This window comes from Pseudomonas sp. AC252, from assembly GCF_979258105.1.
In genome coordinates this window covers 3,268,640-3,295,262 of the sequence record NZ_OZ409837.1, presented here as the reverse complement: position 1 = coordinate 3,295,262, position 26,623 = coordinate 3,268,640, and the positions used below count along the sequence as shown (strand labels likewise).

Here is a 26,623-nt window from a genome sequence, read left to right as displayed (position 1 = left end):
GCTGGGCTGCGTAGCAGTCCCGCTTTTGATTTTTAGAGCGGGGCCGCTTCGCGACCCAGCGGGGATAAATCCCCTCGCCACATAATTTCACTCACCAAAGATCTTCACTCACCAAAGCATTTTATTGATCAGAGAGTGGGTCGCAGTTTTAGAGCCGTTGCACAGTAACCGAACCCGCCGCCCCCACCGGCCCCGGCTGGCCATCAGCGCCGGCCTTGCCGCTCTTGCCGCCATCTGCGCGATACACCAGGCAGCCCTTGGATTTGCCGCCCTTCCCTGCTTTGCCACCGACACCCGCCGGGCCGCCGGCACCGCCAGCCACGTTGACTTTGATCAGCTCGACCGGAAAATCCCGTGGTACGGCGAGGCGCACCAGCGCACCCGGCGCGCCTGGCTGGCCATCGCTGCCGTCACTGCCATCGGCACCGTGGCCGGCCGAGCCATAGGTGCAGCCCGGATCTTCGCCGTTGCCGCCGTCGAGGCCGACGAAACCCGGCGCGCCCCTGCCGCCACGGGCATCGACCGTCAGTTGCGGCGCGCTCAGGGCCTGGAATTGCAGATTCAGATTGCGCCCGGCCCGGGCCGCTTTTTCATAAGTGCCGGGGGCGCCGCGTGCGGTGATCTGGCTGCCCTCGCTCAATTCAGCGCGCTTGACCTTCACTTCCAGCGCTTGTTCAGCCGGAACGATGGCGATGCGCGCTTCGTGGCCGAGGCGTAGTTCATCGATGTTCAACTCAGTCACGTTGGACGGGATCAGCAAGGTGCCGTAATCGGCGACTTCCAGCTTCTCCAGTTGCAGCGTGCTGGTGGTGTTGGGCAAGCGCATCAGTGAATTGCTTTGCACATTGACCACCTGGGCGCAGGCCAGTGGACTGATGAATGCAGCGAGCAGGCAAAGTTTACGCATGGGAAGAAGCCTCCGGAGCGGCCGGGGCCGGGATGGTTTGCAGGTGGAAAACGCCGAACAACAGGATGCGACCACGATCACGCCAAGGGTGCGGACGGCCCTTGAGGCTGCGGTTGCACAGCAGCACTTCGAGTAAATGAGTCAGCAACAACAGAGCACCGGCCAGATTGACCAGCAGATGCAGCGGATGAACAAACGGCACCAGTTGATTGGCCAGTACCACGCAGCAGAACAGCAGGGTCAGCAAACGCCCCAGCCCCCAGAACACCTTCATACGCTCCCCCGTGTTGCGAATTATTCTTTGCACGCACAGTACCGGCTTCTGCGGGGGATAAGCCAGAGGGAAAAATGAAATTTGTGCAAACGCCGAGGAAATGGCTGCCGGGCCGACAATTTCGACCCGGCAGCTCTAGCCTGCGCACCACAGAGGTTTCCTACCGATTGATGTGCAGCTCGACCCGGCGATTTTCCGCGCGGCCTTCATCGCTCGCGTTGTCGGCCACCGGTTCACTCTCCCCCGACCTTCGCTGGTGAGTTTGTTCGGCGCCAGGCCCTGGCTCAGCAGGTACGCCGCAACACTGCTCGCACGGCGTTCCGACAATGCCTGGTTATAGGCGTCGGAGCCTTTGCTGTCGGTGTGCCCGATGACTTTGATGCTGACCACATCGGCATTGCGCAGCTTGTCCATCAAGGTATCGAGCTGGGCTTTTGCCGCTGGAGTCAGATCAGACTTGTCGAAATCGAACAGCACATTGCCGGCGTCACTCAAGGTGATCACTTCGGTTTGCGGCGCCGGTTCGACCGGTTTCACTGCGACTGGATACTGCGGCCGCGGACAACCGCGATGATCGACTTCGGTATTTTCCGGCGTGTCCGGGCAACGGTCGCGGCGGTCAAACACGCCGTCGCTGTCCTCGTCGCCATCCTGGGCGTAACAGATCAGCCCGCCGGTGACGATACCCAATGCCGCGCCGCCACCGGCCCAGCCGGCGCTTTCAATGGCGCCAAGACCGCCGCCGACCAGGCCGCCAAGCAGGCTGCAGATCGGCCACGTACGTTGATTGAGAGGGGCGGTGCCATCGCTGTGAGTGGCACAACCGGTGAGCAAGCTGCCAAGCAGCAGCACCGGCATGACGGACCTTGAGAAAACACGCATTTGTGAACGCTCCTGTGTACCGGCCCATACCGGTTACACAGGAGTAAAGACCCGCATCCGCGACTGCACAAGCCGCGGATGCGAGAGGGGCTAGCGGACGATTTTGATTTCGGTGCGACGGTTCTGTGCACGACCATCGGCCGACTTGTTGTCAGCGACAGGCTGGCTTTCACCAAGGCCCGACACCGAAACGAAGCTGGCACGCGGCACGCCCTGCTGGATCAGGTATTCCACCACCGAGTGCGCACGCCGATCCGACAGTTTCTTGTTGTAGGCATCGCTGCCGACACTGTCGGTGTGACCGGTCACGGTCAGTTGCGCGGTAGAGGACTCCTGTTTCAGGCGATCGGCGACCTTGTCCAGCACTTGCTTGTCAGGGCCGGTCAGCGTGGCTTTGTCGAACTCGAAATGCACATCACGAATGACGATGGTTTCTTCCTTGACCACTACCGCTTCTTCGACCACTGGCGCAGGCGTCGGCGGCGGGCAACCGTCAGCATCGACCTGCACGCCTTTTGGCGTGCCTGGGCACTTGTCACGACTGTCCGGCACACCATCGCCGTCTTCATCGCCATCGCCGTGCACCCAGCAATAGGCCGCTGCCGTGCCGCCGACCAGCAGCGCACCGTAGCCGGCCCACGAAGCGCTTTCAGTCGCGCCGAGACCGGCACCGACCACACCACCGACCGCCGCACAGGTCGGCCAGTCGGTTTTCTGCAAACCTGCACAACCAGTCAACACACTGGTTAGCAGAACCAAGGGTAATGCTGTCCGAACTATGCTCATCTAGTTTTCTCCTGAGGGATCGGCTTGAAACCGATTCAGGGAGTAAAGACCGGAGTTTTAATCTCCGCCAGCAATAGGCCACCGCTGTTTGCGACCGTGTTCACAGGGGTTTGCCTCTTTTGGCGAAAACCGCCGCCACCGGGCGCTTTGCCGACGCGGTCTGGCAGGCTAGTCTTGGCGGTCTGACTGAGGAGCTTCGATGAACGCCGCCATTTCTTCGCGCACGCCACAACAAGCGTTGGCCGCTTTGCTGGATCGCTACGCCCCGGCCCGTCTGCTGCTGATCGGCGCCAGCGAATTTCCCGCGTTGAGCGCTTTCAAGGACGCGCACCCCGACACCGTGGTCGCCCATGCCGCACCCGGCGCACTGCCGGCTGAGCTGGCCGCGCAACGCTTCGATCTGGCGCTGGTAGTCGATTGCCTGGAACATTTGCCCAAGCGCGATGGCCTGAATCTGTTGGGCGGCATCCGCAATCTCAACGCCAGCCGCATCGCAGTGCTGGCGGATCTGGCGGCCAGTGGCTGGCAGGAAACCGACTTCTACTCATTGGCCCTGCAGGCCAGCGAGCGCTTCCAGCGCGACGCGCAGGTGCTGACCCTGTTCACCTACGATCTGCTTGACTACAAACAAGTCCCCGACTGGCTCAATTCACGCTTTTGGGCCAATCCGGAAAACTTCGGGAAATACTGGTGGTAATGCAATGAGTACAGCCATTTGCCCTTGCGGCAGCGGCAATCTGCTGGACGCCTGCTGCGGCCCATATCATGACGGCCACCCGGCACCGTGTGCCGAAGCCTTGATGCGCTCGCGCTACAGCGCTTATGTGCTGGGGCTGATCGACTATCTGGTGGCGACTACCCTGCCCGCCCAGCAAGCGGGATTGAACAGGCAATCGATCAGCGACTGGAGTGCCCAAAGCACCTGGCTTGGCCTTGAGGTCGAGAGCTCGGAAGTGTTCGGCGGCCAGCCGGAACACGCGTTTGTGACTTTCACCGCGCGCTGGCACGACAGCCAGGGCGAGCACAGCCATCGCGAGCGCTCTTCATTCGTGCAGAACGCCGGGCGCTGGTATTTCATCGATCCCACGGTGCAGATGAAGCTGGGACGCAATGACGGATGCCCTTGCGGCAGCGGGCAGAAGTTCAAGAAGTGTTGTGCGGGTTATTTCGGCGCTTGAGCTGAAGATCAAAAAATCGCAGCCTTCGGCAGTTCCTACACAGGATTTGCGTTCACTCTGTAGGAGCCGCCGGAGGCTGCGATCTTTTTAGGTCTAGACTGGCACCAAAGGGAGTAACACCATGCTTGGTCGCCGGCGCACATTACATTGTCTGCTGTTGATGCTGATCGTAAACCTCGGCGGCTGTGCCTCGTGGTTCAGCGATGACAGCGTCGAGCCTGCCGTGCATCTGGTGAAAGTCGAAGTGGTGCGGGCCAAGCTGCTCGAACAGAAGTTCATCCTGCACTTTCGCGTTGACAATCCCAACGACAGCGACCTGACCGTGCGCGGCCTCGAATATCGGATTCACCTGGCCGACATCCTGCTCACTGAAGGCGAGCATGAGCACTGGTTTACCGTCGGGCCCAAGCGCAGCGCTTACCTCAAAGTGCCGATCCGCACCAATCTGTGGCCGAAGGTCAAACAGGTGGTGAAGTTGCTGAAAAATCCTGGTCAGCAGATTCCGTATCGATTGCAGGGGGAAATGGAAACAGGTTTATTCATCGCCCACTACGTGCACCTTGAGCGCAATGGCGTGATAATCCCCGCCGATCTAACTCCGGAGTGACCTCGATGACCCAGCAACCCCATGTCCATGGCCCTGACTGCAACCACGATCATGACCACCATCACGATCACGACCATGGCCATGTCCACGGCCCGAACTGCGGCCACGCCCACCAGGAACCGGTGCGCAACGCCTTGAAAGACGTCGGCCGCAACGACCCTTGCCCATGCGGCAACGGCAAGAAATTCAAGAAGTGCCACGGCGCTTGATGTCACTGGCGAAGGTCTTCTTCGCCTGACACACCGCTTTCGCGAGCAGGCTCGCTCCCACAGTTGATCTGCACTGAACACATTTTTGTGAACCTGCGCAGCCCCTGTGGGAGCTGGCTTGCCAGCGATGGGGCGGCACATCATGCATAGATGTCGCCTGATTCACCGCAATCGCTGGCAAGCCAGCTCCCACAGTTCTACCAGGCGGCTGTAAGAATCAGGGCAACACTGACCACCGTCGCATACTCCCCATGCAGATTCCCCAGCGACATCCCGTGCACCTCTTCCGCTGTTCGCGGTGTGCCGAAATAATCGGCCTTGTCGAAGGTAAAGCACGCATCCTCCGCCACCCACGTGTCGAACCCCAGATTGCCTGCGGTGCGCGCCGTTGATTCAACCGAGTTATTGGTCGCGACACCGACGATGATCAATTGCCCGATCCCAGCCTCACGCAACTGAGCTTCCAACCCATTGGCGCAAAACGCATCCGGCACCTGTTTCTGAATCAGCCATTCACCCTCCTGCGGCGCAAAGCGCGGTTGAAACTCCACTCCGTCCTGCTCCGGCCAGAACACCGAATCAGGTGAACGCGACAAGTGCTGCACGTGAATCACCGGGCGCCCGCTCCGGCGCCAATGCGCCAGCAACGCAAGCATTCGCTCTTCGGCCTGAGGATTATTCCGCCGCCCCAGACGCGGATGCAGGATGCCTTTCTGCTGGTCAATGATGATCAGCGCAGTGTTGCTTTGAAGCTGCATAACGATCTTTCTCCTGACAGGTCTCGGGACTCATTCCGTAGTTCAACATCAGCGCTTTCCCACAAGCAACCGCCACAGCCCTGACCGATCAGCCGACAACTGCACAAATAACCGCTCGCCCCGCTTGCGCGGCCCTCGCGCCGTCACTAACGTAGCGGCTTTATTGCGCCCCCAGCCTTATACCCCGCAGGAGCTTCGCCATGGCCTCGCCAGCCCTTACACATTTTCTTCCCCGGTTCGGCGTTGCCGCAGCAGTGGCCGGTGTCCTCGGCCTGTCCGGTTGCCAGACCTGGAACGCCCAGGACAGCCTGCCGCCGACCTCCGGCGTGCAGCCGCTCAAGGGCTTGGCGCAGAACGTGTCGGTGCGGCGCAATGCGATGGGCATGCCGTTGATCGAAAGCAACAGCTTCCATGACGCGCTGTTCAGCCTCGGCTATGTCCACGCCAGCGACCGCATCAACCAGATGGTCACCCTGCGCCTGTTGGCTCAGGGCCGGTTGGCGGAAATGTCCGGCGCGTCGATGCTCGATGCCGATCGCTACATGCGCGCGGTCAATCTGAAGAAAAGCGCCGGCGAGCTGTACAAGGCCTCGTCGCCACGGCTCAAGCGCTTCTTCGAGGTCTATGCACGGGGCGTCAACGCCTACCTGTTCCGCTACGCCGACAAGTTGCCGGGCGATCTCGCCGCCAGCGGTTACAAGCCCGAATACTGGAAACCGGAAGATTCGGCGTTGATTTTCGCCCTGCTGAATTTCAGCCAGTCAGCCAACCTGCCGGAGGAAATCCAGTCGCTGGTGCTCGCGCAAACCGTGACCACTGACAAACTCGCCTGGCTGAGCCCGTCAGCACCCGATGAAAACCTGCCAGTGGCTGAAGCCGATAAGCTGCAAGGCTTCAAGCTCAACGGGCAGATTCCGGGGCTGACGGAATTGAGCAACGCCAGCCAGCAACTGTCGGCGCTGAACCTGCTCGCCACGCCGACTGCGAACAATTGGGCGATCGCCCCGCAACGCAGCCGCAGCGGCAAGAGCCTGCTGGCCAGCGATGCGCACGGGCCGCTGGCCGCACCGTCGCTGTGGAGTTTCGTGCAGATCCGCGCGCCGAAATATCAGGCGGCCGGCGTCACGGTTGCCGGTCTGCCGATGGTGCTCGGCGGCTTCAACGGCAAAGTGGCGTGGAGCATGACCAGCGTGCTCGGCGATAACCAGGATCTGTTCCTCGAGAAAATCCGCCGTCAGGGCAGCAGCCTCACTTATGAAGTCAACGGCAAATGGCAGCCGCTGGGTGTGCGCAACGAAACCTACTTCGTCAAAGGCGAGCGACCGATTCGCGAAGCCGTTTACGAAACCCGCCACGGCGCGCTGCTCAACAGTGCCCAGGCAGCGGCGCAAGGCAGCGGTTTCGGCCTCGCCCTGCAGACGCCAAGCTTCACCGACGACAAAACCCTGGATGCCTTTTTCGATCTGACCCGCGCGCAGAACGTCGAGCGCGCCTCGGACGCCAGCCGCGAAATCCGCGCCATCACCCTCAATCTGGTATTCGCCGACGCAAGCAATATTGGCTGGCAAGTCACCGGGCGCTTCCCCAACCGTCGCGAAGGCGAAGGCCTGCTGCCCTCGCCGGGCTGGGACGGTCGCTACGACTGGGACGGTTATGCCGACCCGATGCTGCACCCCTACGATCAGGACCCGGCACAAGGCTGGCTCGGCACCGCCAACCAGCGGGTCATCCCCGACGGCTACGGCATGCAGTTGTCCAAATCCTGGGCGGCACCGGAGCGTGGCGAACGCCTGGCGGAAATGGCTGGCGGCGGCAAGCACGACAGCCGCAGTGTGATCGCCATGCAGTACGACCAGACCACCACTTTCGCCACCAAGCTGAAAAAAGTCTTCGAAGCACCGGGGATGAAGCAACCGCTGAAACAGGCGATCGACGCCCTGCCGGAAGCCGAGCGGAGCAAGGCTCACGAAGCCTTCACACGCTTGATGGCGTTCGACGGCAAGCTCAGCCCGACCTCGGCGGATGCGGCAATCTACGAGCTGTTTTTGCAGGAAAGCATGAAGCAGACCTTCCTCGACGAACTGGGGCCTGAGTCGAGCCCGGCGTGGAAGGCCTTTGTCGCCAATGGCGACCTGTCCTACGCGGCGCAGGCCGATCATCTCTTGGGACGTGAGGACAGTCCGTTCTGGGATGACCTGCGCACGCCGCAGAAGGAAGACAAAGCGGTGATTCTCGCCCGTAGCCTCGCTGCGGCGATTACGGCTGGCGACAGTCAGTTGGGCGGCGATCACCGCGCCTGGCAGTGGGGCAAACTGCACAGCTATGCGTGGAAAAACAGCAACGGTCAGACGGTGCGCGGACCACTGGCAGCCGGTGGCGATCACACCACGCTGAACAGCTCGGCGTTTGCCTGGGGCCAGGACTTCGTCACCACGCGCGCGCCGTCGATGCGCTTTATCGTCGACTTCGGCCAGAGCGAACCGCTGATGGCGCAGAACGGTACGGGGCAGTCGGGCAATCCACTGAGTCCTAACTACCTGAACGGGATCGATGCGTGGCTGAAAGGTCAGTACATCGGCTTGCCGATGCAGCCGCAGAACTTTGATCGGGTGTATGGCAAGGCCCGCTTGACCCTCACCCCCGGCAAGTAAACGCAGTTTCCCTGTGGGAGCGAGCCTGCTCGCGAAGACGGCGGCACAGTCAGAATTGATGTGTCTGGTAAACCGCTTTCGCGAGCAGGCTCGCTCCCACATTGGCTTTGCATCCCCCTTAAAGCCGATCGAACTTCCAGCTTCACGCCCGCCTCATAGTTAACAAGCCCCCCATTCCGGTCACGACATGGATCTTGTTATTGCCCGACCTGAAGGTCTCTACTGCCCCGCCGGGGATTTCTATATCGATCCGTGGCGGCCGGTCGAGCGTTCGGTGATCACCCATGCCCATGGCGATCACGCGCGCACCGGTAATCAGCACTACCTGTCGAGCAGCGCCAGCGCCGGGATTCTGCGCGCGCGTCTGGGTCAGGACATCCAATTGCAAACCCTCGACTACGGCCAACGCCTGACCCACCACGGAGTGACCTTGAGTTTTCACCCGGCCGGGCATGTCCTCGGTTCGGCACAGGTGCGGCTGGAATACGGTGGCGAGGTCTGGGTTGCATCGGGGGATTACAAGGTCGAGCCGGACGGCACCTGCACCCCATTCGAACCGGTGCGCTGCCACACCTTCATCACGGAATCGACCTTCGGCCTGCCGATCTATCGCTGGCAGCCGCAGGCGCAGATCTTCGCCGAGATCAATCAGTGGTGGGCGGCCAACATCGCCGCCGGCAAGGCCAGCGTGCTGTTCTGCTATTCCTTCGGCAAGGCCCAGCGGATTCTCCATGGCATCGACGAAACCCTCGGGCCGATTCTCAGCCACGGGGCGGTCGAGCCGTTGAACCGGGTCTATCGCGATGCCGGCGTGTATCTGCCACCGACGATTTACGCCGGCGACGTGAAGAAAAGCGATCCGATCATGCGTCAGGCGCTGGTCATTGCCCCGCCATCGGCGGGCGGCAGCACCTGGATGCGCCGTTTCGGCGATTTCAGCGATGCCTTTGCCAGCGGCTGGATGCGCCTGCGCGGGACCCGGCGGCGGCGCGGCGTCGATCGCGGTTTCGTCCTTTCCGACCACGCCGATTGGCCCGGTCTGCTCTGGGCGATCAACCAGACCGGCGCGGAACGGGTGATGGTCACCCACGGCTCGATCGGTGTGCTCGTGCGCCATTTGCGCGAACAGGGCCTCGATGCACAAGGCTTCACCACCGAATACGGCGATGACGAAGACGACAACCTCGCCACCGAACCCACCGTTGCCGAGACCTCCCCATGAAAGCCTTCGCCGAGTTGTACGCCGAACTCGACGCCACCACGTCGAGCAACGCCAAACTGGCGGCGATGCAGGCGTACTTCGCGCAGGCCGCGCCAGAAGATGCGGCATGGGCGGTGTATTTCCTCTCCGGTGGCCGGCCGCGACAACTGGTACCGGTGCGCATCCTCCGAGAGTTGGCGGTCGAAGTTTCGGGACTGGAGCCGTGGCTGTTCGAAGAAAGCTACCAAGCCGTCGGCGATCTGGCTGAGACCATTTCTTTGGTGCTGCCGGAAAATTCGCACAGCTCCGAGGCCGGTCTTGCCGAATGGATCGAAGACAAGCTGCTGCCACTGCGCGGTGAAACCCCGGAATATCTGGCGCGGCAATTGCCAATGTTGTGGGCGCAACTGGATCGACCGAGCCTGATGCTGTGCATCAAGCTGATCACCGGCAGTTTCCGCGTCGGCGTGTCGAAGTTGCTGGTGACCCGCGCTCTGGCGTCGATGGCCGGCCTCGACAGCAAGCGCGTGGCCCAGCGTCTGGTCGGTTACACCGATCTGTCGAACCGTCCCAACGCCGCCAGTTACCTGAAACTTATCGCCGCGGAATCCCCCGACGAACACGCCCAGCGCGGCGGTCAGCCCTACCCGTTTTTTCTCGCCCATGCCTTGGCGCAACCGGTCGAGGAATTCGATGCCCTGCTCGGCCCGGCCAGCGACTGGCAGGTGGAGTGGAAGTGGGACGGCATCCGTGCGCAAGTGGTCAAGCGCGACGGCAAACTGTGGGTGTGGTCGCGCGGCGAGGAACTGGTGACCGAGCGCTTCCCTGAATTCGATGTGCTGGTGCACGGCTTGCCCGACGGCACGGTGATCGACGGCGAAATCGTCGTGTGGAAGAGCACCCATCCAACCACCGAAGATGCCTTCGATCCGCAATCCGATGAGCCGCCGGCCGTGCAACCGTTCGCCCTGCTGCAACAACGCATCGGTCGCAAGACGCTCGACAAGAAGATTCTCGAAGAAGTGCCGGTGGTGGTGCTCGCCTACGACCTGCTGGAATGGCAGGGCGAAGACTGGCGCAACCAGCCGCAGGTCAAGCGCCGGGCGCAACTCGAGGAAGTGATCGCGCGCTGCAACAGCCCGGTGCTGCTGCCCTCGCCGGTATTGACCGGCGAAGACTGGCTCGACCTTGGCCGCCAGCGCGAAGCGTCACGCAAACTCGGCGTTGAAGGCATGATGCTCAAGGCCCGCGATTCGCTGTATGGCGTCGGCCGCACCAAGGACATGGGCGTGTGGTGGAAGTGGAAGGTCGATCCCTTCAGCGTCGACGCGGTACTGATTTATGCCCAGCGTGGACACGGCCGCCGCGCCAGTCTGCACAGCGATTACACCTTCGCCGTGTGGGACGGCCCGCCGGAATCCAGCCAGCGCTCGCTGGTGCCGTTCGCCAAGGCGTATTCGGGGCTGACCGATGAAGAGATGCGCCAGGTCGACAGCATCGTGCGCAAAACCACGGTGGAAAAATTCGGCCCGGTGAGCAGTGTGAAGCCGAGTCTGGTCTTCGAACTCGGCTTCGAAGGTATCGCCCTGTCGCGCCGGCACAAGAGCGGCATCGCCGTGCGTTTCCCGCGCATGCTGCGCTGGCGCAAGGACAAGACCGTCGAAGAAGCGGACAGTCTCGCTACCCTGCAAGACTTGCTCGCCTGATTCATTCTCGACACATCGCAGAACCCTGTGGCGAGGGGATTTATCCCCGCTGGGCGGCGCAGCGGCCCCCAGCAATTTCCCCCTGAAATCGTGCACTCAGGTTTTTGCGCCTGCTGCGCAGCCGATCGGGATAAAGCCCCTCGCCACAGTTTCAACTGCTCCGAGCTACGCGTTTGATCCAAAACAGTGCATGCAAACAGCAATGCCCGTTTCCGTGCATTCAACTACCCTTGCCTCTCTGCACTCGACCTTTTAAAACACCTGTTCGGCACTCTGGTTCGGAAATTGCTACTTTCTACAGGTCGTAAGCGTTGCAGTAACAATAATTCTGCGCCACAAGCGCTCATATTGGTTCTTAGGGATTGAATAATGAAAAAAGCATTGCTGACCCTTTCTGCACTGGCGTTGTGCATTTCCGCCGGCTCCGCGCTGGCCAAGGAATACAAAGAGCTGCGCTTTGGCGTTGACCCTTCGTACGCACCGTTCGAGTCGAAAGCGGCCGACGGCAGCCTGGTCGGGTTCGATATCGACCTGGGCAACGCGATCTGCGCCGAACTGAAGGTCAAGTGCAAGTGGGTCGAAAGCGATTTCGACGGCATGATTCCGGGCCTCAAGGCCAACAAGTTCGACGGTGTGATCTCGTCGATGACCGTGACCCCGGCCCGCGAGAAAGTCATCGACTTCTCCAGCGAACTGTTTTCCGGCCCGACCGCTTACGTGTTCAAGAAAGGCTCCGGCATCACCGCCGATGTCGCTTCGCTCAAGGGCAAAACCGTTGGCTATGAGCAAGGCACCATTCAGGAAGCCTACGCCAAAGCCGTACTGGACAAGGCCGGCGTGAAAACCCAGGCCTATCAGAACCAGGATCAGGTGTATTCCGACCTGACTTCCGGTCGTCTCGACGCCGGTATCCAGGACATGCTGCAAGCCGAATTGGGTTTTCTGAAGTCGCCAAAAGGCGCCGAGTATGAAATCAGCCAGCCGGTCGACAGCGAGTTGCTGCCAGCCAAAACGGCTGTCGGTATCAAGAAAGGTAACACTGAGCTGAAAGCACTTTTGGATAAAGGTATCAAAGCGTTACACGACGACGGCAAATACGCCGAGATTCAAAAGAAACACTTTGGCGATCTGAATCTGTACAGCGGCAAATAATGCCCCGGCGCCCATCCTCGATGGGCGCCTTTTCCATCCGTTCAGGTTGCTGATTTATGTTTGAAACCCTTCTGCAAAATCTGGGGCTGGCCTCCTTCAGTCTGCAGGGCTTCGGCCCGTTGCTGCTGCAAGGCACCTGGATGACCATCAAATTATCGGCAATGTCGCTGCTGGTCGCCGTGTTGCTCGGCCTGCTCGGCGCCAGTGCCAAACTGTCGAAAGTCAAACTGCTGCGCCTGCCCGCACAGCTCTACACCACGCTGATTCGCGGCGTGCCGGATCTGGTGCTGATGCTCTTGATCTTCTACAGCCTGCAAACCTGGTTGACGTCGCTGACCGACTACATGGAATGGGAATACATCGAAATCGACCCGTTCAGTGCCGGCGTGCTCACGCTGGGCTTCATTTATGGCGCGTATTTCACCGAGACCTTCCGTGGCGCCATCCTCGCGGTGCCGCGCGGCCAAGTCGAAGCCGCCACCGCGTATGGCCTCAAACGTGGCCAGCGTTTTCGCTTCGTGGTGTTTCCGCAAATGATGCGTTTTGCCTTGCCAGGCATCGGCAACAACTGGATGGTCATGCTCAAGGCCACCGCGCTGGTGTCGATCATCGGTCTGGCTGATCTGGTCAAGGCAGCGCAGGACGCCGGTAAAAGCACCTATCAACTGTTCTACTTTCTGCTTCTCGCCGCTTTGATCTATCTGCTGATCACCAGTGCTTCGAATTTCATCCTGCGCTGGCTCGAACGCCGCTACGCCGCCGGTGCCCGGGAGGCCGTACGATGATCGAACTTCTCCAGGAATATTGGCGCGCCTTCCTTTATACCGACGGCCAGAACATCACCGGGCTGGCGATGACGATGTGGCTGCTGACCGCCTCGATCTGCATCGGCTTCATCGTCTCGATTCCGTTGTCGATTGCCCGCGTCTCGCCGCACTTCTACATTCGCTGGCCGGTGCAGTTCTACACCTACCTGTTCCGTGGCACGCCGCTGTATATCCAGTTGCTGATCTGCTACACGGGCATCTACAGCCTCGCCGCCGTGCGCGAACAGCCGATCCTCGACAGTTTCTTTCGCGACGCGATGAACTGCACGATCCTCGCTTTCGCGCTCAATACCTGCGCGTACACCACGGAGATTTTCGCCGGGGCGATTCGCAGCATGAACCACGGCGAAGTCGAAGCGGCCAAGGCTTATGGCCTGACCGGCTGGAAGTTGTACGCCTACGTGATCATGCCGTCGGCACTGCGCCGCTCGTTGCCTTACTACAGCAACGAAGTGATCCTGATGCTGCACTCGACCACCGTGGCGTTCACCGCGACCATTCCCGATATCCTGAAAGTCGCGCGGGATGCCAACTCGGCGACCTTCCTGACCTTCCAGTCATTCGGCATCGCCGCGCTGATCTATCTGACCATTACGTTTGCGCTGGTCGGCCTGTTCCGCCTCGCCGAACGCCGCTGGCTGGCCTTCCTCGGGCCGACTCACTAGCACCGGTTTGAAAATAAAGAGATAACAATGCGCCACCAGATCCATGACTTGCTGGCCCCGCTGCCGGGGACCGCACGGCAGATTCACAGCTTCCACTTCGGCCCACAGCAGGCCAAGGGCAAGGTTTACATTCAGGCGTCGCTGCACGCCGACGAACTGCCGGGCATGCTGGTCGCCTGGCACCTGAAACAGCGTCTGGCCGAGCTGGAAGCTGCCGGCCGCCTGCGCAGCGAAATCGTACTGGTGCCGGTGGCCAACCCGGTCGGCCTCGAACAAGTGCTGATGGACGTGCCGCTGGGCCGTTACGACCTGGAGAGTGGGCAGAACTTCAATCGCTGGTTCGTCGACCTCAGCGAAGAAATCGGCAACGCCATCGAAGGCCAACTTAACGACGATGCGCAGCACAACCTCGAACTGATCCGCGCCAACCTGCGCAACGCCCTCGACCGTCAGACGCCGACCACCCAACTGCAATCCCAGCGCCTGACCCTGCAACGCCTGGCCTGCGATGCCGACATGGTGCTCGACTTGCACTGCGACTTCGAATCCGTGGTGCACCTGTACACCACGCCCGAGGCGTGGCCGCAGGTCGAGCCGCTGGCGCGCTATATCGAAGCCCAGGCCAGCCTGCTCGCTACCGATTCCGGCGGGCAGTCGTTCGACGAATGCTTCACCCTGCTCTGGTGGCAATTGCGCGAGCGCTTCGGCGAGCACTTCGAGATTCCGCTGGGCAGTTTCTCGGTGACCGTCGAGCTGCGCGGCCAGGGCGATGTCAATCACCCGCTGGCCAGTCGCGATTGTCAGGCGCTGATCGACTATCTGATCCAGTTCGATGCCATCGTCGGCGAGACCAAGCCGCAACCGCCGCTGCCCTACCCGGCCACGCCGCTGGCCGGTGTCGAACCGGTGACCACGCCCGTCGGCGGCCTGTTGGTGTACTGCGCCACGCCCGGCCAATACCTGCAGGCCGGGCAACAAATCGCCGAGATCATCGACCCGGTCCACGACAAGGTCACCCCCATTCATTGCACCGCCGCCGGCCTGCTGTATGCGCGCTCGCTGCGGCGCATGGCCACTGCCGGCATGGTCATCGCCCACGTCGCGGGCGCCGAAGCCTATCGCAGCGGCTACCTACTTTCGCCTTGAGGATGCTCGTCCATGTACAAACTGACCGTTGAAGGCCTGCATAAAAGCTATGGCGATCATCAGGTGCTCAAAGGCGTTTCGCTCAAGGCCAAGACCGGCGACGTGATCAGCCTGATCGGTGCCAGTGGCTCGGGCAAAAGCACCTTTTTGCGCTGCATCAATTTTCTCGAACAGCCCAATGATGGCGCCATGAGCCTTGATGGCCAATCGATCCGCATGGTCACCGACCGCCACGGCATGCACGTCGCCGACGCCGATGAACTGCAACGCCTGCGCACGCGGCTGGCGATGGTGTTCCAGCATTTCAACCTGTGGAGCCACATGACCGTGCTGGAAAACATCACCATGGCCCCGCGCCGGGTGCTGGGCTGCAGCAAACAGGAGGCCGACGATCGCGCCCGGCGTTATCTGGACAAGGTCGGTTTGCCGGCGCGGGTTGCCGATCAATATCCGGCGTTTCTCTCCGGCGGCCAGCAACAGCGCGTGGCGATCGCCCGGGCACTGGCGATGGAGCCGGAGGTGATGCTGTTCGACGAACCGACTTCGGCGCTCGATCCGGAACTCGTTGGCGAAGTGCTGAAAGTGATTCAGGGTCTGGCCGAAGAAGGCCGGACGATGATCATGGTCACTCACGAAATGAGTTTTGCGCGCAAGGTGTCGAATCAGGTGCTGTTTCTGCATCAGGGTCTGGTGGAGGAAGAAGGCGCGCCGGAAGAAGTGCTGGGCAACCCGAAAAGCGAACGGCTGAAGCAGTTCCTGAGCGGCAATCTTAAATAAGTTGGCACCCAACCCTGTGTGGGAGCGAGCCTGCTCGCGAAAGCGGTTTATCAGTCAACATCAATGTTGAATGTGACATCGCATTCGCGAGCAGGCTCGCTCCCACAGGGGAATCCACCGACCGACAAAGTTAAACTTGTCCCCCGCTTCGCTGTCTCTGAAACAACACCTCCAGAGCGCACGCAGCCGGCATGGCGAAATCCCCCGACTTTGCAAAAACCTGGTTCAGCGCTCGCGACTGGAAGCCGTTTGCCTTTCAGAAACAGGTGTGGGCGGCGGTGAAAAGCGGCGAATCCGGATTGCTCCACGCCAGCACCGGCGCCGGCAAAACCTACGCGGTGTGGTTTGCTGCTCTCAACCGCTTCGCCCGCCTGCATCCGCCCGTGGCTACACCGCGCAAACGCAAACCGCCGGCCGAACCGCTGACAGTGCTGTGGATTACGCCGATGCGCGCCCTCGCCGCCGACACTGCCCGCGCACTGCAAAGCCCGGTCGATGATTTGCAGATTCCATGGACCATCGGCCTGCGCACCGGCGACACCAGCAGTAGCGAACGCGCCCGTCAGGGTCGGCGCTTGCCGACAACGCTGATCACCACCCCGGAAAGCCTGACCCTGCTACTGGCCCGCGCCGATGCGCGCACGGCGCTGTCGAGCCTGCGCATGATCGTCGTCGATGAATGGCACGAGTTGCTCGGCAACAAACGCGGCGTGCAACTGCAACTGGCCCTCGCCCGGCTGCGTCATTGGCAGCCGGAACTGATCGTTTGGGGCGTGTCCGCCACCCTCGGTAATCAATCCCACGCAGAGCAAGTGCTGATCCCACAGGGCGGCGGCGTCAGCGTTCAGGGGCAAAGCGAAAAAACGCTGAAGGTCGACACCCTGCTCCCACCGGCGATCGAACGTTTTCCATGGGCCGGGCACATCGGTCTGAAGATGCTGCCGCAAGTGGTGGCCGAACTTGACGCCTGTGCCAGCAGCCTGGTGTTCACCAACACTCGTGCGCAATCGGAAATCTGGTATCAGGCACTGCTGGAAGCGCGGCCGGACTGGGCCGGGCTGATTGCGTTGCACCACAGCTCACTGTCACGCGATACCCGCGACTGGGTAGAGCAGGCGTTGAAGAATGGCCAATTGAAAGCGGTGGTGTGTACCTCGAGCCTGGACTTGGGCGTGGATTTCTTGCCGGTCGAGCGCGTGCTGCAGATCGGCTCGGCGAAAGGCGTCGCGCGCTTGATGCAACGTGCCGGGCGTTCCGGCCACGCGCCGGGGCGCACCTCGCGGGTAACGCTGGTGCCGACCCACAGCCTGGAACTGATCGAGGCGATCGCCGCACGCGACGCCGTCGAGCAACGGCGCATCGAGCCGCGCCTGTCACCGCACAAGCCGCTGGATGTGCTGGTCCAGCATTTGGTCAGCATGGCCCTCGGTGGTGGCTTTATTCCTGAAGACTTGTACGAAGAAGTCCGCGGTGCCTGGGCTTATCGTGACCTGACAGCGGCGGACTGGGCTTGGGCGCTGGCGTTCGTACGCCATGGCGGGATGTCTCTTACAGCTTATCCGGATTACCGCCGGGTCGAACCGGACGAACACGGCGTCTGGCGTGTGCCGGATGCGCGTCTGGCGCGGCGCCATCGCATGAGCATCGGCACCATTGTCAGCGACGCGAGCATCAATCTGAAATTCTGGAGCAAGGGTGGCGGTGGCAAACAGCTGGGCAGCGTTGAGGAAGGCTTTATCGCGCGACTGAAACCTGGCGACGGTTTCCTTTTCGCCGGCCGCTTGCTCGAGCTGGTGCGGGTGGAAAACATGACCGCCTACGTCAAACGCAGCACCGCAAAAAAAGCCGCTGTGCCACGTTGGAATGGCGGACGCATGCCGTTATCCAACGAATTGGCCGAAGCGGTGGTGGCGCGCTTCAGCGCCGCTGCTCAGGGGCAATTCAACGGCCCGGAAATGCACGCGTTGCGGCCGCTGCTAGAGACGCAGATACGCTGGTCCGGCTTGCCCACCAGCGAGAATCTGCTCGCCGAAGTGCTGAAATCCCGCGAAGGCTGGCATCTTTTCCTTTATCCGTTCGCCGGGCGTCAGGTGCATCTGGGACTGGCGAGCTTACTGGCATGGCGCGTCAGTCAGCGCCAACCGGTGACCTTCTCGATTGCCGTGAATGACTACGGCCTGGAGCTGCTCAGCGCCACGCCGGTGGATTGGGCCGCGCATCTCGACGCGCACCTGTTCAACGCCGATGACCTGTTGCTGGATGTGCTGGCCAGCCTCAATGCCGGTGAACTGGCGTTGCGCCGCTTCCGCGAAATTGCGCGCATCGCCGGGCTGGTGTTCGCCGGGTATCCGGGCGCACCGAAGAGTACCCGCCAGGTGCAGGCGTCGAGTGGCTTGTTTTTCCAGGTATTCAAACAATACGACGCCGACAACCTGCTGCTGGCCCAGGCCGGGGAAGAGGTCCTTCGCGAAGAACTGGATATTCGTCGTCTGGAACAGACATTGGAGCGCATCAATCAAATGAAACTGGACGTGCATCAGGTTAAACGTCCTACACCACTAGGCTTTCCGCTGCTGGTGGAGCGGATGCGCGAGAGCATGAGTTCGGAAAAACTGGCTGACAGGATCAGAAGAATGGTCGGTGACCTGGAAAAAACCGCTGACCACGGTAAATCATCGTGAGCGCGTACCCGGTACGTTTGGCCGGTGAGGAGTTGTGGCTGCTGCCGGAGAAAGCGCTGTACTGGCCAGCGCAGGAGGCGCTGCTGATAGCCGACGTGCATTTCGGCAAAGCGGCGGCCTATCGCAGCCTCGGCCAGCCAGTGCCACATGGCACGACCGCGAGCAACATCGAGGCGATCGACGCGTTGCTGGCGCGGTTGCCGTGTCGCCAGTTGATCTTCCTCGGCGATTTCCTGCATGGGCCTGGCTCACATGTCCCAACCACACTCAATGCGCTGGCAGAGTGGCGAGCACGGCACGCGGATCTGCCGATGACGCTGATTCGCGGCAACCACGACAAACGTGCAGGCGACCCGCCGGTCTCGCTGAATATCCGCGTGGTGCCCGAGCCGCTATTGCTCGGGCCATTCGCCCTGCAGCATGAGCCCGATCCGCATCCCGAGCGGCACGTGCTCGCGGGCCACGTGCATCCGGTTTATCGATTGCACGGAAGAGGTCGGCAGAGCTTGCGCCTGGCCTGCTTCAGGTTGGGTGAGCGCATCAGCCTGATGCCGGCCTTCGGTGCGTTTACCGGCGGCTATGAGGTCGAGCGCGACGACAGTTGCAAGGTCTTCGTGATCGGCGACAACGAAATATGGCCCGTCAGCTAGATCGCAAATCGATCAGACTGACGGGCCATATTCATGTCAATGGATCAGGCGACAGGCGCCGGAGGCGGTTCGTCCGGCAGCGTAGGCTCGCCTGGTTCGGTCGGTTGTTCGTTGGGAGTATCGGGATCGGGCTGGCCGGGCACGCCGGACAGGCTCAAAGACGGATTCGCCAATAGCGACCAGGCCAGAACGCCTATCTGATTGGGCTCAAGCCTTGCCAGTTCAGCGCTGATTCGCGGGTCGATCTTCATAGGGCACTCCTCAGTGAAGGCCCGATTCTGTGTGTAACAAAAACGGGCAGTACACCCCATAGAGTGTCTGCCCGCCAAAGAATTCCCGACATCCGTCGGATGGTCGATCAGGTACGCGGCAAGGTTACGCCACGCTGGCCCTGATATTTGCCGCCACGATCCTTGTAGGAAACTTCACACTCTTCATCGGATTCGAGGAAGAGCATCTGCGCCACACCTTCGTTGGCGTAGATTTTCGCCGGCAGGTTGGTGGTGTTGGAGAACTCCAGCGTCACGTGGCCTTCCCACTCAGGCTCGAGCGGAGTGACGTTGACGATGATGCCGCAGCGCGCGTAGGTGCTTTTACCCAGGCAGATGGTCAGCACATTGCGCGGAATGCGGAAGTATTCGACGGTGCTGGCCAGTGCGAAGGAGTTCGGCGGAATGATGCAGACGTCGCTGTGGATGTCGACGAAGCTGCCGGCGTCGAAGTTCTTCGGGTCGACGATGGCCGAGTTGATGTTGGTGAACACCTTGAAGTGGTTGGTGCAACGCACGTCGTAGCCGTAGCTCGACACGCCGTAGGAAATCACCCGGCTGTCGTCGCTGCCGCGCATCTGGCGCTCGACGAACGGTTCGATCATGCCGTGTTCCTGCGCCATGCGGCGAATCCACTTGTCCGATTTGATGCTCATGGCGGGTTTGTCCTGAATAGCGAGGTGGAAAAATTCTGTCCGGCATCTTACCGGGCGCGTCGTCTCGTTCAAAGTGCGCAACGCAATTCTCGGCGAACACCCCGTATTTACGCGATGTGGCGACGAACCGTCGCACCGCCGATCCCTAAAACACAGAATCCTTTGCAAGAAACATTGGCACGTTCCGGAAAAAGGGTTAAGGTGGCGTCACTGTGTTGCTTGTGTCACTGAGAATCTCTACACGATATGTTGAATTTCGATCCAACCATCTACAAGAATTTTTCCTGCTCTTTGCACTCAGTCTCGGCCAGGGTTCTTCCTGAGTCGCAGTTATCTTTGTTCAAGGAGTTACACCATGTCTAATCGCCAAACCGGTACCGTTAAGTGGTTCAACGATGAAAAAGGCTTCGGCTTCATCACTCCACAATCCGGTGACGACCTGTTCGTTCACTTCAAAGCTATCCAATCCGACGGCTTCAAAAGCCTGAAAGAAGGCCAACAGGTTTCTTTCATCGCTACCCGCGGTCAGAAAGGCATGCAAGCTGAAGAAGTACAAGTTATCTAACTTGTAGCTTCTTTAGAAAAGAGCCCCGCCCTTAAAAGCGGGGCTTTTTTGTGGGCGCCTGTTTTTTCAGGCAAAAAAATCGCAGCCCGAAAGGCTGCGATTTTTTGTTTGTGCCTTTACCAGGCCACACCAAACCCAGCGGTATAACGGGTCTTGTTCAGATCCGCATCGTTGGTGCCGCTGATGATGTCGCGCTCGGCCTTGAGGTTGAGCGATGCCCAGTCGGTGACCTTGTAGCGCAGGCCCAGCTCGGCATCCAGCGCGTAATCAGCAACCCCCGAAAGCGGCTTGCCGACTTCGCCATTGGTGAAGAACTCGACCTTCTTGCCGATCAGGTAGCGGTTGTAGTCCCACTTCATCGCGACGGAATAGAAGTTGTCCTTGCTGCCATCGCGATATTCGTAGTCGGTGCGGTTGAGCAACGAACCCAGCGAGAACGCGCCGAGCTCGTCATCCCAGAACTGGTAACCCGGACCGGTACCAACGACACGCTGGCGCGCCAGCTCTTCAATGTGATCACGCTTGTAGTTCAGACGGCCCTGCCAGAACCACTGATCGGTGAGGAAGCGGTCGAGGGAATATTCGGCGCGCCAGTTGTTGGTGGTGGTTTCCGCATCCTGCACTTCGCGGTTGTACTCGCCCTCGGCGGTATGCCGCCAGCGACCATGCCGCGCCGACGTCTTGAACGCAACGTCGTAATCGTCGGTGTCCTTTTCGGCGCGCTGGTAATCCAGGGCGAGATCGACGTTGCCCTTCCACACCAGGTCGGTGACGATCGGCTTGGGTTTGAGAATCTGCTGGATGCTCGCCAGTTCGACAGTCTTAGGCGCCTCGCCATTAGCCAGGGTGACCTTGCCATCGTCGGCTGCCGTGAGCGACTTCGACACTTCGCCGGCATAGGCGTCCTGCTTCACTAGCAGGTGCTGATCGCTGTCGAGGGTCTTGACCTCTTTCCAGTCAATCGCCACCGCACCGGCGTATTTGGTCTGGATCAACAGCTTGCCGCCGTCGAATACCGTGATGGTGCCGCTCAGCTTGTCGCCGTTTTTCAACCAGACGGTGTCGGCAAGCAGGGGCGTGGACGCGCTGAAAACAGCAAGGCACAACAGGGTTCTGGGAAACATAAGCAGATCGGGGGCTCAGAGTTGGCGAAAAAGGTCGGCATTATCCGTAGGATTTTGCCCATGACAAGGACTGACCGGACTATTTCAATTGAGTTCATTTCTCAACTGGACCGCGAGCGATTACCCTTGTCGCCATCGTCACGCCAATGCTCAGGAGCCGTGTACGTGAAAGACCCGCTCGACAGCGTTGAAAACGATGCGCAAATCCGACGCACGGCGCTCTACTCGACACTCGCCCAAGTGCCCGAAGGCAAAGTCGTCAGTTATGGACAGTTGGCCGAACTCGCCGGGCTGGGCCGTGCCGCGCGCTGGGTCGGGCGGACTTTGAGTCAGTTGCCCGGCGACACCAAGCTGCCCTGGCACCGCGTACTCGGCGCCGGCGGACGCATCAGTCTGCCGGTCGGCAGCCCCTCCGGTGATGAACAACGTGCGCGATTGCGCATGGAAGGCATCACCGTCCAGAACAATCGTGTGGATATTCGGCGCCATGGCTGGCGTCCGGTAGAGCACAGCGGTTAGAGTGCGCGCTTTGTTTTCGCAATTTTGAGGCAGACTTCAGCCCATGCCCCGTAAAACCTGGCGCGCCGCGCTCGCCGCCTATGCCAGTCCTTCGACGCTCGTGCTGTTGTTGCTCGGTTTTGCCGCCGGCCTGCCGTACATGCTGGTGTTCTCGACGCTCTCCGTATGGCTGCGTGAAGCGGGCGTGGCCCGTGAAACCATCGGCTATGCCAGCCTGATCGGCCTGGCGTATGCGTTCAAATGGGTCTGGTCGCCCCTGCTCGACCAATGGCGCCTGCCCTTGCTGGGCAAGCTCGGCCGCCGCCGTTCCTGGCTGGTGCTCTCCCAGGCACTGGTGATTCTCGGCCTGATCGGCATGGGTTTCTGTGATCCGCAGAAGCATTTGTCCTGGCTGATCGCCATTGCCGTCGTCGTCGCTTTTGCCTCTGCTACGCAAGATATCGCGGTCGATGCCTATCGCCTGGAAATCGCCGATGACAGCCGCCAGGCCGCCCTCGCCGCCAGTTATATGTCCGGTTACCGCGTCGCCGCCCTGCTCGCCACCGCCGGCGCGCTGTTCTTTGCCGAAGGTTTCGGCTCCACCGGCTTCAACTATAAGCACGCAGCATGGACCGGCACCTATGTGCTGTTCGGCGCATTGATGGTCCCCGCATTGCTGACTACGCTGTTCATGCGTGAGCCGCCCGTGCCACTGCGCACGCAGTTGCAGGCCGGGCGCTATACGTTCATGCATCAATTGATGTCGGTGTTCGTGCTGATCATATTGCTGGTCTCCGTACCGGCGATGTTTACTCAGTTGTACAACACCGATTTTGCCGGCGTGCTGTTCGGCGACATGAGCCCGCTCGATCTGCTGCTCGAAGACCGCGCCTTTCTGCGCGCCATCCTCTATACGTTGCTGACGGGAATGTGCCTGTCGGCAATGGGCCGGCGCGGACTGGCACCGGTGCTGACGCCGGTCAATGACTTCATCCTGCGCTATCGCTGGCAGGCGCTGTTGCTGCTGGGCCTGATCGCCACCTATCGGATGTCGGACACAGTCATGGGCGTGATGGCCAACGTGTTCTACATCGACCAGGGTTTCACCAAGGATCAGATCGCCAGTGTCAGCAAGATCTTCGGCCTGATCATGACCCTCGTCGGCGCCGGCATGGGCGGGCTGTTGATCGTGCGTTTCGGCATTCTGCCGATCCTGTTTATCGGTGGCGTGGCTTCGGCGGCGACCAACCTGCTGTTCGTCATGCTCGCGGACATGGGCCCGAACCTGCAAATGCTGGTGGTGACCATTTCCCTGGATAACTTCAGCTCGGGCCTGGCGACCTCGGCGTTCGTCGCCTACCTGTCGAGCCTGACCAACCTGAAATTCTCGGCGACGCAATATGCCCTGCTCAGCTCGATCATGCTGTTGCTGCCGCGCTTGATGGGCGGCTATTCCGGCGTGCTGGTCGAGAAGTTCGGCTATCACAGCTTCTTCCTCATCACCGCGCTGCTCGGCGTGCCGACGCTGCTACTGATCGCGCTGCACTGGTTCCAGGAACGCCGCCGCGAAGGCCCGACACCAACGCCCGAGCCTGCACCGACGCCGGTCACCGAAGAATCGTAGGAGGCTTCGCCAATGGCGGGAAGAATCCCGCCGCTGGCGCCTTCCGCCGGCCACACTTCTGTACGTCAGCAAAACTCGCCGGTACACTGCTGCGTCATTTCCAGTCATAGCAACCGACAACGGCCAACCATGCGCACCAGTCAATTTTTGCTCGCCACACAGAAAGAAACGCCTTCCGACGCGGTCGTGATCAGCCACCAGCTGATGCTGCGCGCCGGCATGATCCGCAAGCTTGCCTCGGGCCTCTACACCTGGCTGCCGATGGGCCTGCGAGTCATGCGCAAGGTCGAAGCCATCGTTCGCGAAGAGATGAACGCTGCCGGTTCTCTGGAAGTGTTGATGCCGAGCACCCAACCGGCCGAGCTGTGGCAGGAATCGGGGCGCTGGGACGAATACGGCCCTGAGCTGCTGCGCATCAAAGACCGCCACGGTCGTGATTTCTGCGCGGGCCCGACCCACGAAGAAGTGATCACCGATCTGATGCGCAACGAGTTGAGCAGCTACAAACAGCTGCCAATCAACCTGTACCAGATCCAGACCAAATTCCGCGACGAAATCCGCCCGCGCTTCGGTTTGATGCGCGGCCGCGAATTCATCATGAAGGACTCCTACTCCTTCCATGCTGATCAGGCGTCGCTGCAGATCACTTATGACCGCATGCATGAAGCCTACTGCAACATCTTCACGCGTCTGGGCCTGAAATTCCGCCCGGTGGAAGCTGACAACGGTTCGATCGGTGGTGCCGGCTCCCACGAATTCCACGTGCTGGCCGAGTCCGGCGAAGACGATATCGTCTTCAGCAACGGTTCCGACTATGCGGCTAACATCGAAAAAGCCGAAGCGGTGCCACGGGAAACCTCACGCCCTGCGCCAACCGAAGAACTGCGTCTGGTCGACACGCCGGACACCAAGACCATCGCGGCGCTGGTGGAAAAATTCAATCTGCCGATTGAAAAGACCATCAAGACCCTGATCGTCCACGCCGAAGAAGAAGGCAAGCTGATCGCGCTGGTGATTCGTGGCGACCACGAACTGAACGAAATCAAGGCTGCCAACCAGCCCGGCGTGGCCAGCCCGCTGGTCATGGCGTCCGATGCCGAACTGCGTGACGCGATTGGCGCCGGCGCCGGCTCGCTCGGCCCGCTGAACCTGCCACTGCCGATCATCATCGACCGCTCGGTGGCGATGATGAGCGACTTCGGCATCGGCGCGAACATCGATGACAAGCACTACTTCGGCGTGAACTGGGAGCGTGATCTGCCGGTTCCGACCGTTGCCGACCTGCGCAACGTCGTCGCCGGCGACCCAAGCCCGGACGGCAAAGGCACACTGGAAATCAAGCGCGGCATCGAAGTCGGCCACATCTTCCAGCTGGGCAACAAGTACAGCAAGGCGATGAAGTGCGAAGTGCTGGGCGAGAACGGCAAGCCGGTGACTCTGGAAATGGGTTGCTACGGCATTGGCGTATCGCGCGTGGTGGCTGCTGCCATCGAGCAGAACAACGACGCCAACGGCATCATCTGGAGCGACACCCTGGCGCCATTCCAGATCGCGCTGGTACCGCTGCGCTATGAAACCGAGCAGGTGCGCGAAGCCACCGACAAGCTGTATGCCGAATTGACGGCGGCCGGCTTCGAAGTGCTGCTGGACGATCGCGACAAGAAAACCAGCCCGGGCATCAAGTTCGCGGACATGGAGCTGATCGGCATTCCACACCGGATCGTGGTCAGCGACCGCGGCCTCGCCGAAGGCAACCTGGAATACAAGAGTCGTTCCGAAGCAGAGGCGCAAGCGCTGCCGGTGGCCGATGTTGTGTCCTTCCTTCAGGCCCGTATCCGCCGCTGAAACCAGATAGAGACGTCATGTTCAAGCGAAACACCTTAGGCCTCGGTGGCGCCGCCCTGTGCGGCGCCCTGCTGGTCAGCGGCTGCGCCAATCACATGTCGCAACGCAGCGAGCACGAAGAGCGGGTCGAGCGAAAGTTGCTCAACCACAGCCTGCAGATCGATGTAGGCGAGCCGAAAGTGCTCGAGCTGCCGCAACGACGCGTGAAGATCAACGAGCAGAAGACTTTCGAAGTCACCGAGTTCGAGGTCACCCGCCGTTACGACCGCTACACGCCTTATCAACCCTGGCGCGAAGTCTATGAGATTCCGCTGGGCGCGGTGGCCGTGGTCGGTGGTGTCGGTGCCAACGTGGTCAACGTGTTCGCACTCGGCAATCTGCCGGACAGCGTCACCCGGGATTGGCTGAGCTACGGTTTCGCCGGGCTCAACCCGTTCATGAACGTGCAGTCCAACGGTCGCGCGCAACAGAACCTCGCCGGCATCGATGAAGTCCAGCGCGACAAGCGCACGGAGTATTCGAGCCTGCCATGGAGCGAGCGGCCGGTGCAGGTCAAGGCCGGCAAGCAAACATTCGACATGACCACCGACCGCAACGGCGTGTTGCGCTTGAACCTGCTCGACAGTCCGTTTGCCGAACATGACCTCAACCATATCGGCCGCTTGCAGATCAGTGTCGAAGACGCCAAGGACGATGTGCATACCGACTCGACGCTGATGCTCAGCGGCCACCTGCGCGGCAAGTTGATTGAGGCGCACGGGCTGATTTACGACGACCTGGAAGATGACGAAGTGAGCCAGTGGGTCCACCGGGTCAAACGCCTGTCGGAGCTGGGCCTGGAAGAAGAAGCCAGCGAACTGGAACAGAGCCTGATCGAACTGACCCGCAATGATCCTGAATTGCAGGCTGAGTTTCTCAAGGCGTTGACCAAGGATGCCGGACGTTTAGTGGCTGATCCGGGACCGAATTAAAGCTTAGAAACTTC

26 protein-coding genes and 1 pseudogene are annotated in these 26,623 nt (G+C 60.8%); 19 read left to right on the top strand and 8 right to left on the bottom strand.

Going from position 1 to position 26,623, the window contains the following annotated elements:
* Positions 1 to 148: 148 nt before the first annotated feature.
* The 4 genes and pseudogenes from ACZZZ4_RS14980 to ACZZZ4_RS14965 form a co-directional block, all read right to left on the bottom strand.
* The gene (locus ACZZZ4_RS14980; protein WP_039762622.1) at positions 149 to 907 is read right to left on the bottom strand and encodes a collagen-like triple helix repeat-containing protein; all 759 of its coding nucleotides are present in this window, start codon (positions 905 to 907) and stop codon (positions 149 to 151) included.
* Positions 900 to 1,181: a DUF1145 domain-containing protein gene (locus tag ACZZZ4_RS14975; protein WP_463548117.1), complete on the bottom strand. Its 282-nt coding sequence runs from the start codon at positions 1,179 to 1,181 to the stop codon at positions 900 to 902. Before ACZZZ4_RS14975 ends, ACZZZ4_RS14980 begins: the two co-directional genes overlap by 8 nt.
* Before the next feature lie 160 nt (positions 1,182 to 1,341).
* Positions 1,342 to 2,063 (bottom strand): annotated as a pseudogene (locus ACZZZ4_RS14970) (OmpA family protein).
* A gap of 90 nt (positions 2,064 to 2,153) precedes the next feature.
* Positions 2,154 to 2,849, bottom strand: a complete 696-nt coding sequence (locus tag ACZZZ4_RS14965; RefSeq protein ID WP_024011908.1) for a PA1041 family peptidoglycan-binding anchor lipoprotein — start codon at positions 2,847 to 2,849, stop codon at positions 2,154 to 2,156.
* Positions 2,850 to 3,048: 199 nt separating this feature from the next.
* Here ACZZZ4_RS14965 and ACZZZ4_RS14960 point away from each other — a divergent pair, with 199 nt between their 5' ends.
* From ACZZZ4_RS14960 to ACZZZ4_RS14945, 4 genes are all read left to right on the top strand, one after another.
* Positions 3,049 to 3,546, top strand: coding sequence for a DUF6231 family protein (locus tag ACZZZ4_RS14960; RefSeq protein ID WP_071174595.1), 498 nt, complete (start codon positions 3,049 to 3,051; stop codon positions 3,544 to 3,546).
* Positions 3,547 to 3,550: 4 nt separating this feature from the next.
* A complete protein-coding gene (locus tag ACZZZ4_RS14955) occupies positions 3,551 to 4,027 on the top strand; it encodes a YchJ family protein (protein WP_116658542.1) in 477 nt (158 codons plus the stop codon).
* Between the two features lie 121 nt (positions 4,028 to 4,148).
* Positions 4,149 to 4,634: an LEA/WHy family protein gene (locus ACZZZ4_RS14950; RefSeq protein ID WP_129998828.1), complete on the top strand. Its 486-nt coding sequence runs from the start codon at positions 4,149 to 4,151 to the stop codon at positions 4,632 to 4,634.
* A gap of 5 nt (positions 4,635 to 4,639) precedes the next feature.
* Positions 4,640 to 4,843: an SEC-C metal-binding domain-containing protein gene (locus ACZZZ4_RS14945; protein ID WP_003198420.1), complete on the top strand. Its 204-nt coding sequence runs from the start codon at positions 4,640 to 4,642 to the stop codon at positions 4,841 to 4,843.
* A 197-nt stretch (positions 4,844 to 5,040) separates the two neighbouring features.
* Here ACZZZ4_RS14945 and ACZZZ4_RS14940 read toward each other — a convergent pair whose 3' ends face one another.
* A complete protein-coding gene (locus ACZZZ4_RS14940; RefSeq protein WP_463548116.1) occupies positions 5,041 to 5,601 on the bottom strand; it encodes a cysteine hydrolase family protein in 561 nt (186 codons plus the stop codon).
* Between the two features lie 200 nt (positions 5,602 to 5,801).
* Here ACZZZ4_RS14940 and ACZZZ4_RS14935 point away from each other — a divergent pair, with 200 nt between their 5' ends.
* From ACZZZ4_RS14935 to pdeM, 10 genes are all read left to right on the top strand, one after another.
* A complete protein-coding gene (locus ACZZZ4_RS14935; RefSeq protein WP_463548115.1) occupies positions 5,802 to 8,252 on the top strand; it encodes a penicillin acylase family protein in 2,451 nt (816 codons plus the stop codon).
* 187 nt (positions 8,253 to 8,439) lie between these two features.
* Entirely contained in the window at positions 8,440 to 9,474 is a 1,035-nt protein-coding gene (locus ACZZZ4_RS14930) for a ligase-associated DNA damage response exonuclease (RefSeq protein ID WP_463548114.1), read from the top strand.
* Positions 9,471 to 11,159, top strand: a complete 1,689-nt coding sequence (locus tag ACZZZ4_RS14925; RefSeq protein ID WP_463548113.1) for an ATP-dependent DNA ligase — start codon at positions 9,471 to 9,473, stop codon at positions 11,157 to 11,159. The genes ACZZZ4_RS14930 and ACZZZ4_RS14925 overlap by 4 nt, the downstream gene beginning before the upstream one ends.
* Before the next feature lie 369 nt (positions 11,160 to 11,528).
* On the top strand, positions 11,529 to 12,311 hold the full coding sequence (locus tag ACZZZ4_RS14920) for a transporter substrate-binding domain-containing protein (RefSeq protein WP_039762609.1): 783 nt from the start codon (positions 11,529 to 11,531) through the stop codon (positions 12,309 to 12,311).
* 56 nt (positions 12,312 to 12,367) lie between these two features.
* A complete protein-coding gene (locus ACZZZ4_RS14915; RefSeq protein ID WP_463548112.1) occupies positions 12,368 to 13,096 on the top strand; it encodes an ABC transporter permease in 729 nt (242 codons plus the stop codon).
* Positions 13,093 to 13,803 (top strand): ABC transporter permease, encoded by a 711-nt coding sequence (locus tag ACZZZ4_RS14910; RefSeq protein ID WP_125925231.1) that lies wholly within the window; start codon positions 13,093 to 13,095, stop codon positions 13,801 to 13,803. The genes ACZZZ4_RS14915 and ACZZZ4_RS14910 overlap by 4 nt, the downstream gene beginning before the upstream one ends.
* A gap of 27 nt (positions 13,804 to 13,830) precedes the next feature.
* Positions 13,831 to 14,949: a succinylglutamate desuccinylase/aspartoacylase family protein gene (locus tag ACZZZ4_RS14905; RefSeq protein WP_463548111.1), complete on the top strand. Its 1,119-nt coding sequence runs from the start codon at positions 13,831 to 13,833 to the stop codon at positions 14,947 to 14,949.
* Positions 14,950 to 14,961: 12 nt separating this feature from the next.
* Positions 14,962 to 15,726 (top strand): ABC transporter ATP-binding protein, encoded by a 765-nt coding sequence (locus ACZZZ4_RS14900; RefSeq protein WP_039762605.1) that lies wholly within the window; start codon positions 14,962 to 14,964, stop codon positions 15,724 to 15,726.
* A gap of 191 nt (positions 15,727 to 15,917) precedes the next feature.
* Complete coding sequence (locus ACZZZ4_RS14895; protein ID WP_463548110.1) at positions 15,918 to 18,407, top strand: ligase-associated DNA damage response DEXH box helicase; 2,490 nt, start codon at positions 15,918 to 15,920, stop codon at positions 18,405 to 18,407.
* The gene (gene pdeM / locus ACZZZ4_RS14890) at positions 18,401 to 19,057 is read left to right on the top strand and encodes a ligase-associated DNA damage response endonuclease PdeM (RefSeq protein WP_463549280.1); all 657 of its coding nucleotides are present in this window, start codon (positions 18,401 to 18,403) and stop codon (positions 19,055 to 19,057) included. The genes ACZZZ4_RS14895 and pdeM overlap by 7 nt, the downstream gene beginning before the upstream one ends.
* A 44-nt stretch (positions 19,058 to 19,101) precedes the next feature.
* Here pdeM and ACZZZ4_RS14885 read toward each other — a convergent pair whose 3' ends face one another.
* On the bottom strand, positions 19,102 to 19,308 hold the full coding sequence (locus ACZZZ4_RS14885) for a hypothetical protein (RefSeq protein ID WP_039762600.1): 207 nt from the start codon (positions 19,306 to 19,308) through the stop codon (positions 19,102 to 19,104).
* Positions 19,309 to 19,415: 107 nt separating this feature from the next.
* The gene (dcd, locus tag ACZZZ4_RS14880; RefSeq protein WP_007940589.1) at positions 19,416 to 19,982 is read right to left on the bottom strand and encodes a dCTP deaminase; all 567 of its coding nucleotides are present in this window, start codon (positions 19,980 to 19,982) and stop codon (positions 19,416 to 19,418) included.
* 355 nt (positions 19,983 to 20,337) lie between these two features.
* Here dcd and ACZZZ4_RS14875 point away from each other — a divergent pair, with 355 nt between their 5' ends.
* A complete protein-coding gene (locus tag ACZZZ4_RS14875) occupies positions 20,338 to 20,547 on the top strand; it encodes a cold-shock protein (protein ID WP_002554837.1) in 210 nt (69 codons plus the stop codon).
* A gap of 116 nt (positions 20,548 to 20,663) precedes the next feature.
* On the opposite strand, the gene ACZZZ4_RS14870 is transcribed toward ACZZZ4_RS14875, so the two are convergent.
* A complete protein-coding gene (locus tag ACZZZ4_RS14870; protein ID WP_129998819.1) occupies positions 20,664 to 21,671 on the bottom strand; it encodes a DUF481 domain-containing protein in 1,008 nt (335 codons plus the stop codon).
* Positions 21,672 to 21,836: 165 nt separating this feature from the next.
* On the opposite strand from ACZZZ4_RS14870, the gene ACZZZ4_RS14865 reads away from it, so the two are divergent.
* The 4 genes from ACZZZ4_RS14865 (at position 21,837) to ACZZZ4_RS14850 (ending at position 26,609) form a co-directional block, all read left to right on the top strand.
* Positions 21,837 to 22,190: an MGMT family protein gene (locus ACZZZ4_RS14865; protein WP_016771391.1), complete on the top strand. Its 354-nt coding sequence runs from the start codon at positions 21,837 to 21,839 to the stop codon at positions 22,188 to 22,190.
* A 43-nt stretch (positions 22,191 to 22,233) separates the two neighbouring features.
* On the top strand, positions 22,234 to 23,793 hold the full coding sequence (locus tag ACZZZ4_RS14860) for an AmpG family muropeptide MFS transporter (protein ID WP_310406819.1): 1,560 nt from the start codon (positions 22,234 to 22,236) through the stop codon (positions 23,791 to 23,793).
* A gap of 129 nt (positions 23,794 to 23,922) precedes the next feature.
* The gene (locus ACZZZ4_RS14855) at positions 23,923 to 25,638 is read left to right on the top strand and encodes a proline--tRNA ligase (RefSeq protein WP_310406817.1); all 1,716 of its coding nucleotides are present in this window, start codon (positions 23,923 to 23,925) and stop codon (positions 25,636 to 25,638) included.
* Between the two features lie 17 nt (positions 25,639 to 25,655).
* Positions 25,656 to 26,609 carry a hypothetical protein gene (locus ACZZZ4_RS14850; RefSeq protein ID WP_039762595.1) on the top strand — a complete coding sequence of 318 codons (954 nt, stop codon included), beginning with the start codon at positions 25,656 to 25,658 and terminating at the stop codon, positions 26,607 to 26,609.
* Positions 26,610 to 26,623: the final 14 nt, after the last annotated feature.

Coding starts and splice junctions, on each gene's coding strand:
- ACZZZ4_RS14855 (WP_310406817.1), top strand. CDS start 23,923: ATGCGCACCAGTCAATTTTTGCTCGCCACACAGAAAGAAACGCCTTCC.
- ACZZZ4_RS14930 (WP_463548114.1), top strand. CDS start 8,440: ATGGATCTTGTTATTGCCCGACCTGAAGGTCTCTACTGCCCCGCCGGG.
- ACZZZ4_RS14925 (WP_463548113.1), top strand. CDS start 9,471: ATGAAAGCCTTCGCCGAGTTGTACGCCGAACTCGACGCCACCACGTCG.
- ACZZZ4_RS14895 (WP_463548110.1), top strand. CDS start 15,918: ATGGCGAAATCCCCCGACTTTGCAAAAACCTGGTTCAGCGCTCGCGAC.
- ACZZZ4_RS14975 (WP_463548117.1), bottom strand. CDS start 1,181: ATGAAGGTGTTCTGGGGGCTGGGGCGTTTGCTGACCCTGCTGTTCTGC.
- ACZZZ4_RS14950 (WP_129998828.1), top strand. CDS start 4,149: ATGCTTGGTCGCCGGCGCACATTACATTGTCTGCTGTTGATGCTGATC.
- ACZZZ4_RS14870 (WP_129998819.1), bottom strand. CDS start 21,671: ATGTTTCCCAGAACCCTGTTGTGCCTTGCTGTTTTCAGCGCGTCCACG.
- ACZZZ4_RS14850 (WP_039762595.1), top strand. CDS start 25,656: ATGTTCAAGCGAAACACCTTAGGCCTCGGTGGCGCCGCCCTGTGCGGC.
- dcd (WP_007940589.1), bottom strand. CDS start 19,982: ATGAGCATCAAATCGGACAAGTGGATTCGCCGCATGGCGCAGGAACAC.
- ACZZZ4_RS14875 (WP_002554837.1), top strand. CDS start 20,338: ATGTCTAATCGCCAAACCGGTACCGTTAAGTGGTTCAACGATGAAAAA.
- ACZZZ4_RS14910 (WP_125925231.1), top strand. CDS start 13,093: ATGATCGAACTTCTCCAGGAATATTGGCGCGCCTTCCTTTATACCGAC.
- ACZZZ4_RS14915 (WP_463548112.1), top strand. CDS start 12,368: ATGTTTGAAACCCTTCTGCAAAATCTGGGGCTGGCCTCCTTCAGTCTG.
- ACZZZ4_RS14900 (WP_039762605.1), top strand. CDS start 14,962: ATGTACAAACTGACCGTTGAAGGCCTGCATAAAAGCTATGGCGATCAT.
- ACZZZ4_RS14955 (WP_116658542.1), top strand. CDS start 3,551: ATGAGTACAGCCATTTGCCCTTGCGGCAGCGGCAATCTGCTGGACGCC.
- ACZZZ4_RS14935 (WP_463548115.1), top strand. CDS start 5,802: ATGGCCTCGCCAGCCCTTACACATTTTCTTCCCCGGTTCGGCGTTGCC.
- ACZZZ4_RS14965 (WP_024011908.1), bottom strand. CDS start 2,849: ATGAGCATAGTTCGGACAGCATTACCCTTGGTTCTGCTAACCAGTGTG.
- ACZZZ4_RS14920 (WP_039762609.1), top strand. CDS start 11,529: ATGAAAAAAGCATTGCTGACCCTTTCTGCACTGGCGTTGTGCATTTCC.
- ACZZZ4_RS14860 (WP_310406819.1), top strand. CDS start 22,234: ATGCCCCGTAAAACCTGGCGCGCCGCGCTCGCCGCCTATGCCAGTCCT.
- ACZZZ4_RS14960 (WP_071174595.1), top strand. CDS start 3,049: ATGAACGCCGCCATTTCTTCGCGCACGCCACAACAAGCGTTGGCCGCT.
- ACZZZ4_RS14885 (WP_039762600.1), bottom strand. CDS start 19,308: ATGAAGATCGACCCGCGAATCAGCGCTGAACTGGCAAGGCTTGAGCCC.
- ACZZZ4_RS14980 (WP_039762622.1), bottom strand. CDS start 907: ATGCGTAAACTTTGCCTGCTCGCTGCATTCATCAGTCCACTGGCCTGC.
- ACZZZ4_RS14905 (WP_463548111.1), top strand. CDS start 13,831: ATGCGCCACCAGATCCATGACTTGCTGGCCCCGCTGCCGGGGACCGCA.
- ACZZZ4_RS14945 (WP_003198420.1), top strand. CDS start 4,640: ATGACCCAGCAACCCCATGTCCATGGCCCTGACTGCAACCACGATCAT.
- ACZZZ4_RS14940 (WP_463548116.1), bottom strand. CDS start 5,601: ATGCAGCTTCAAAGCAACACTGCGCTGATCATCATTGACCAGCAGAAA.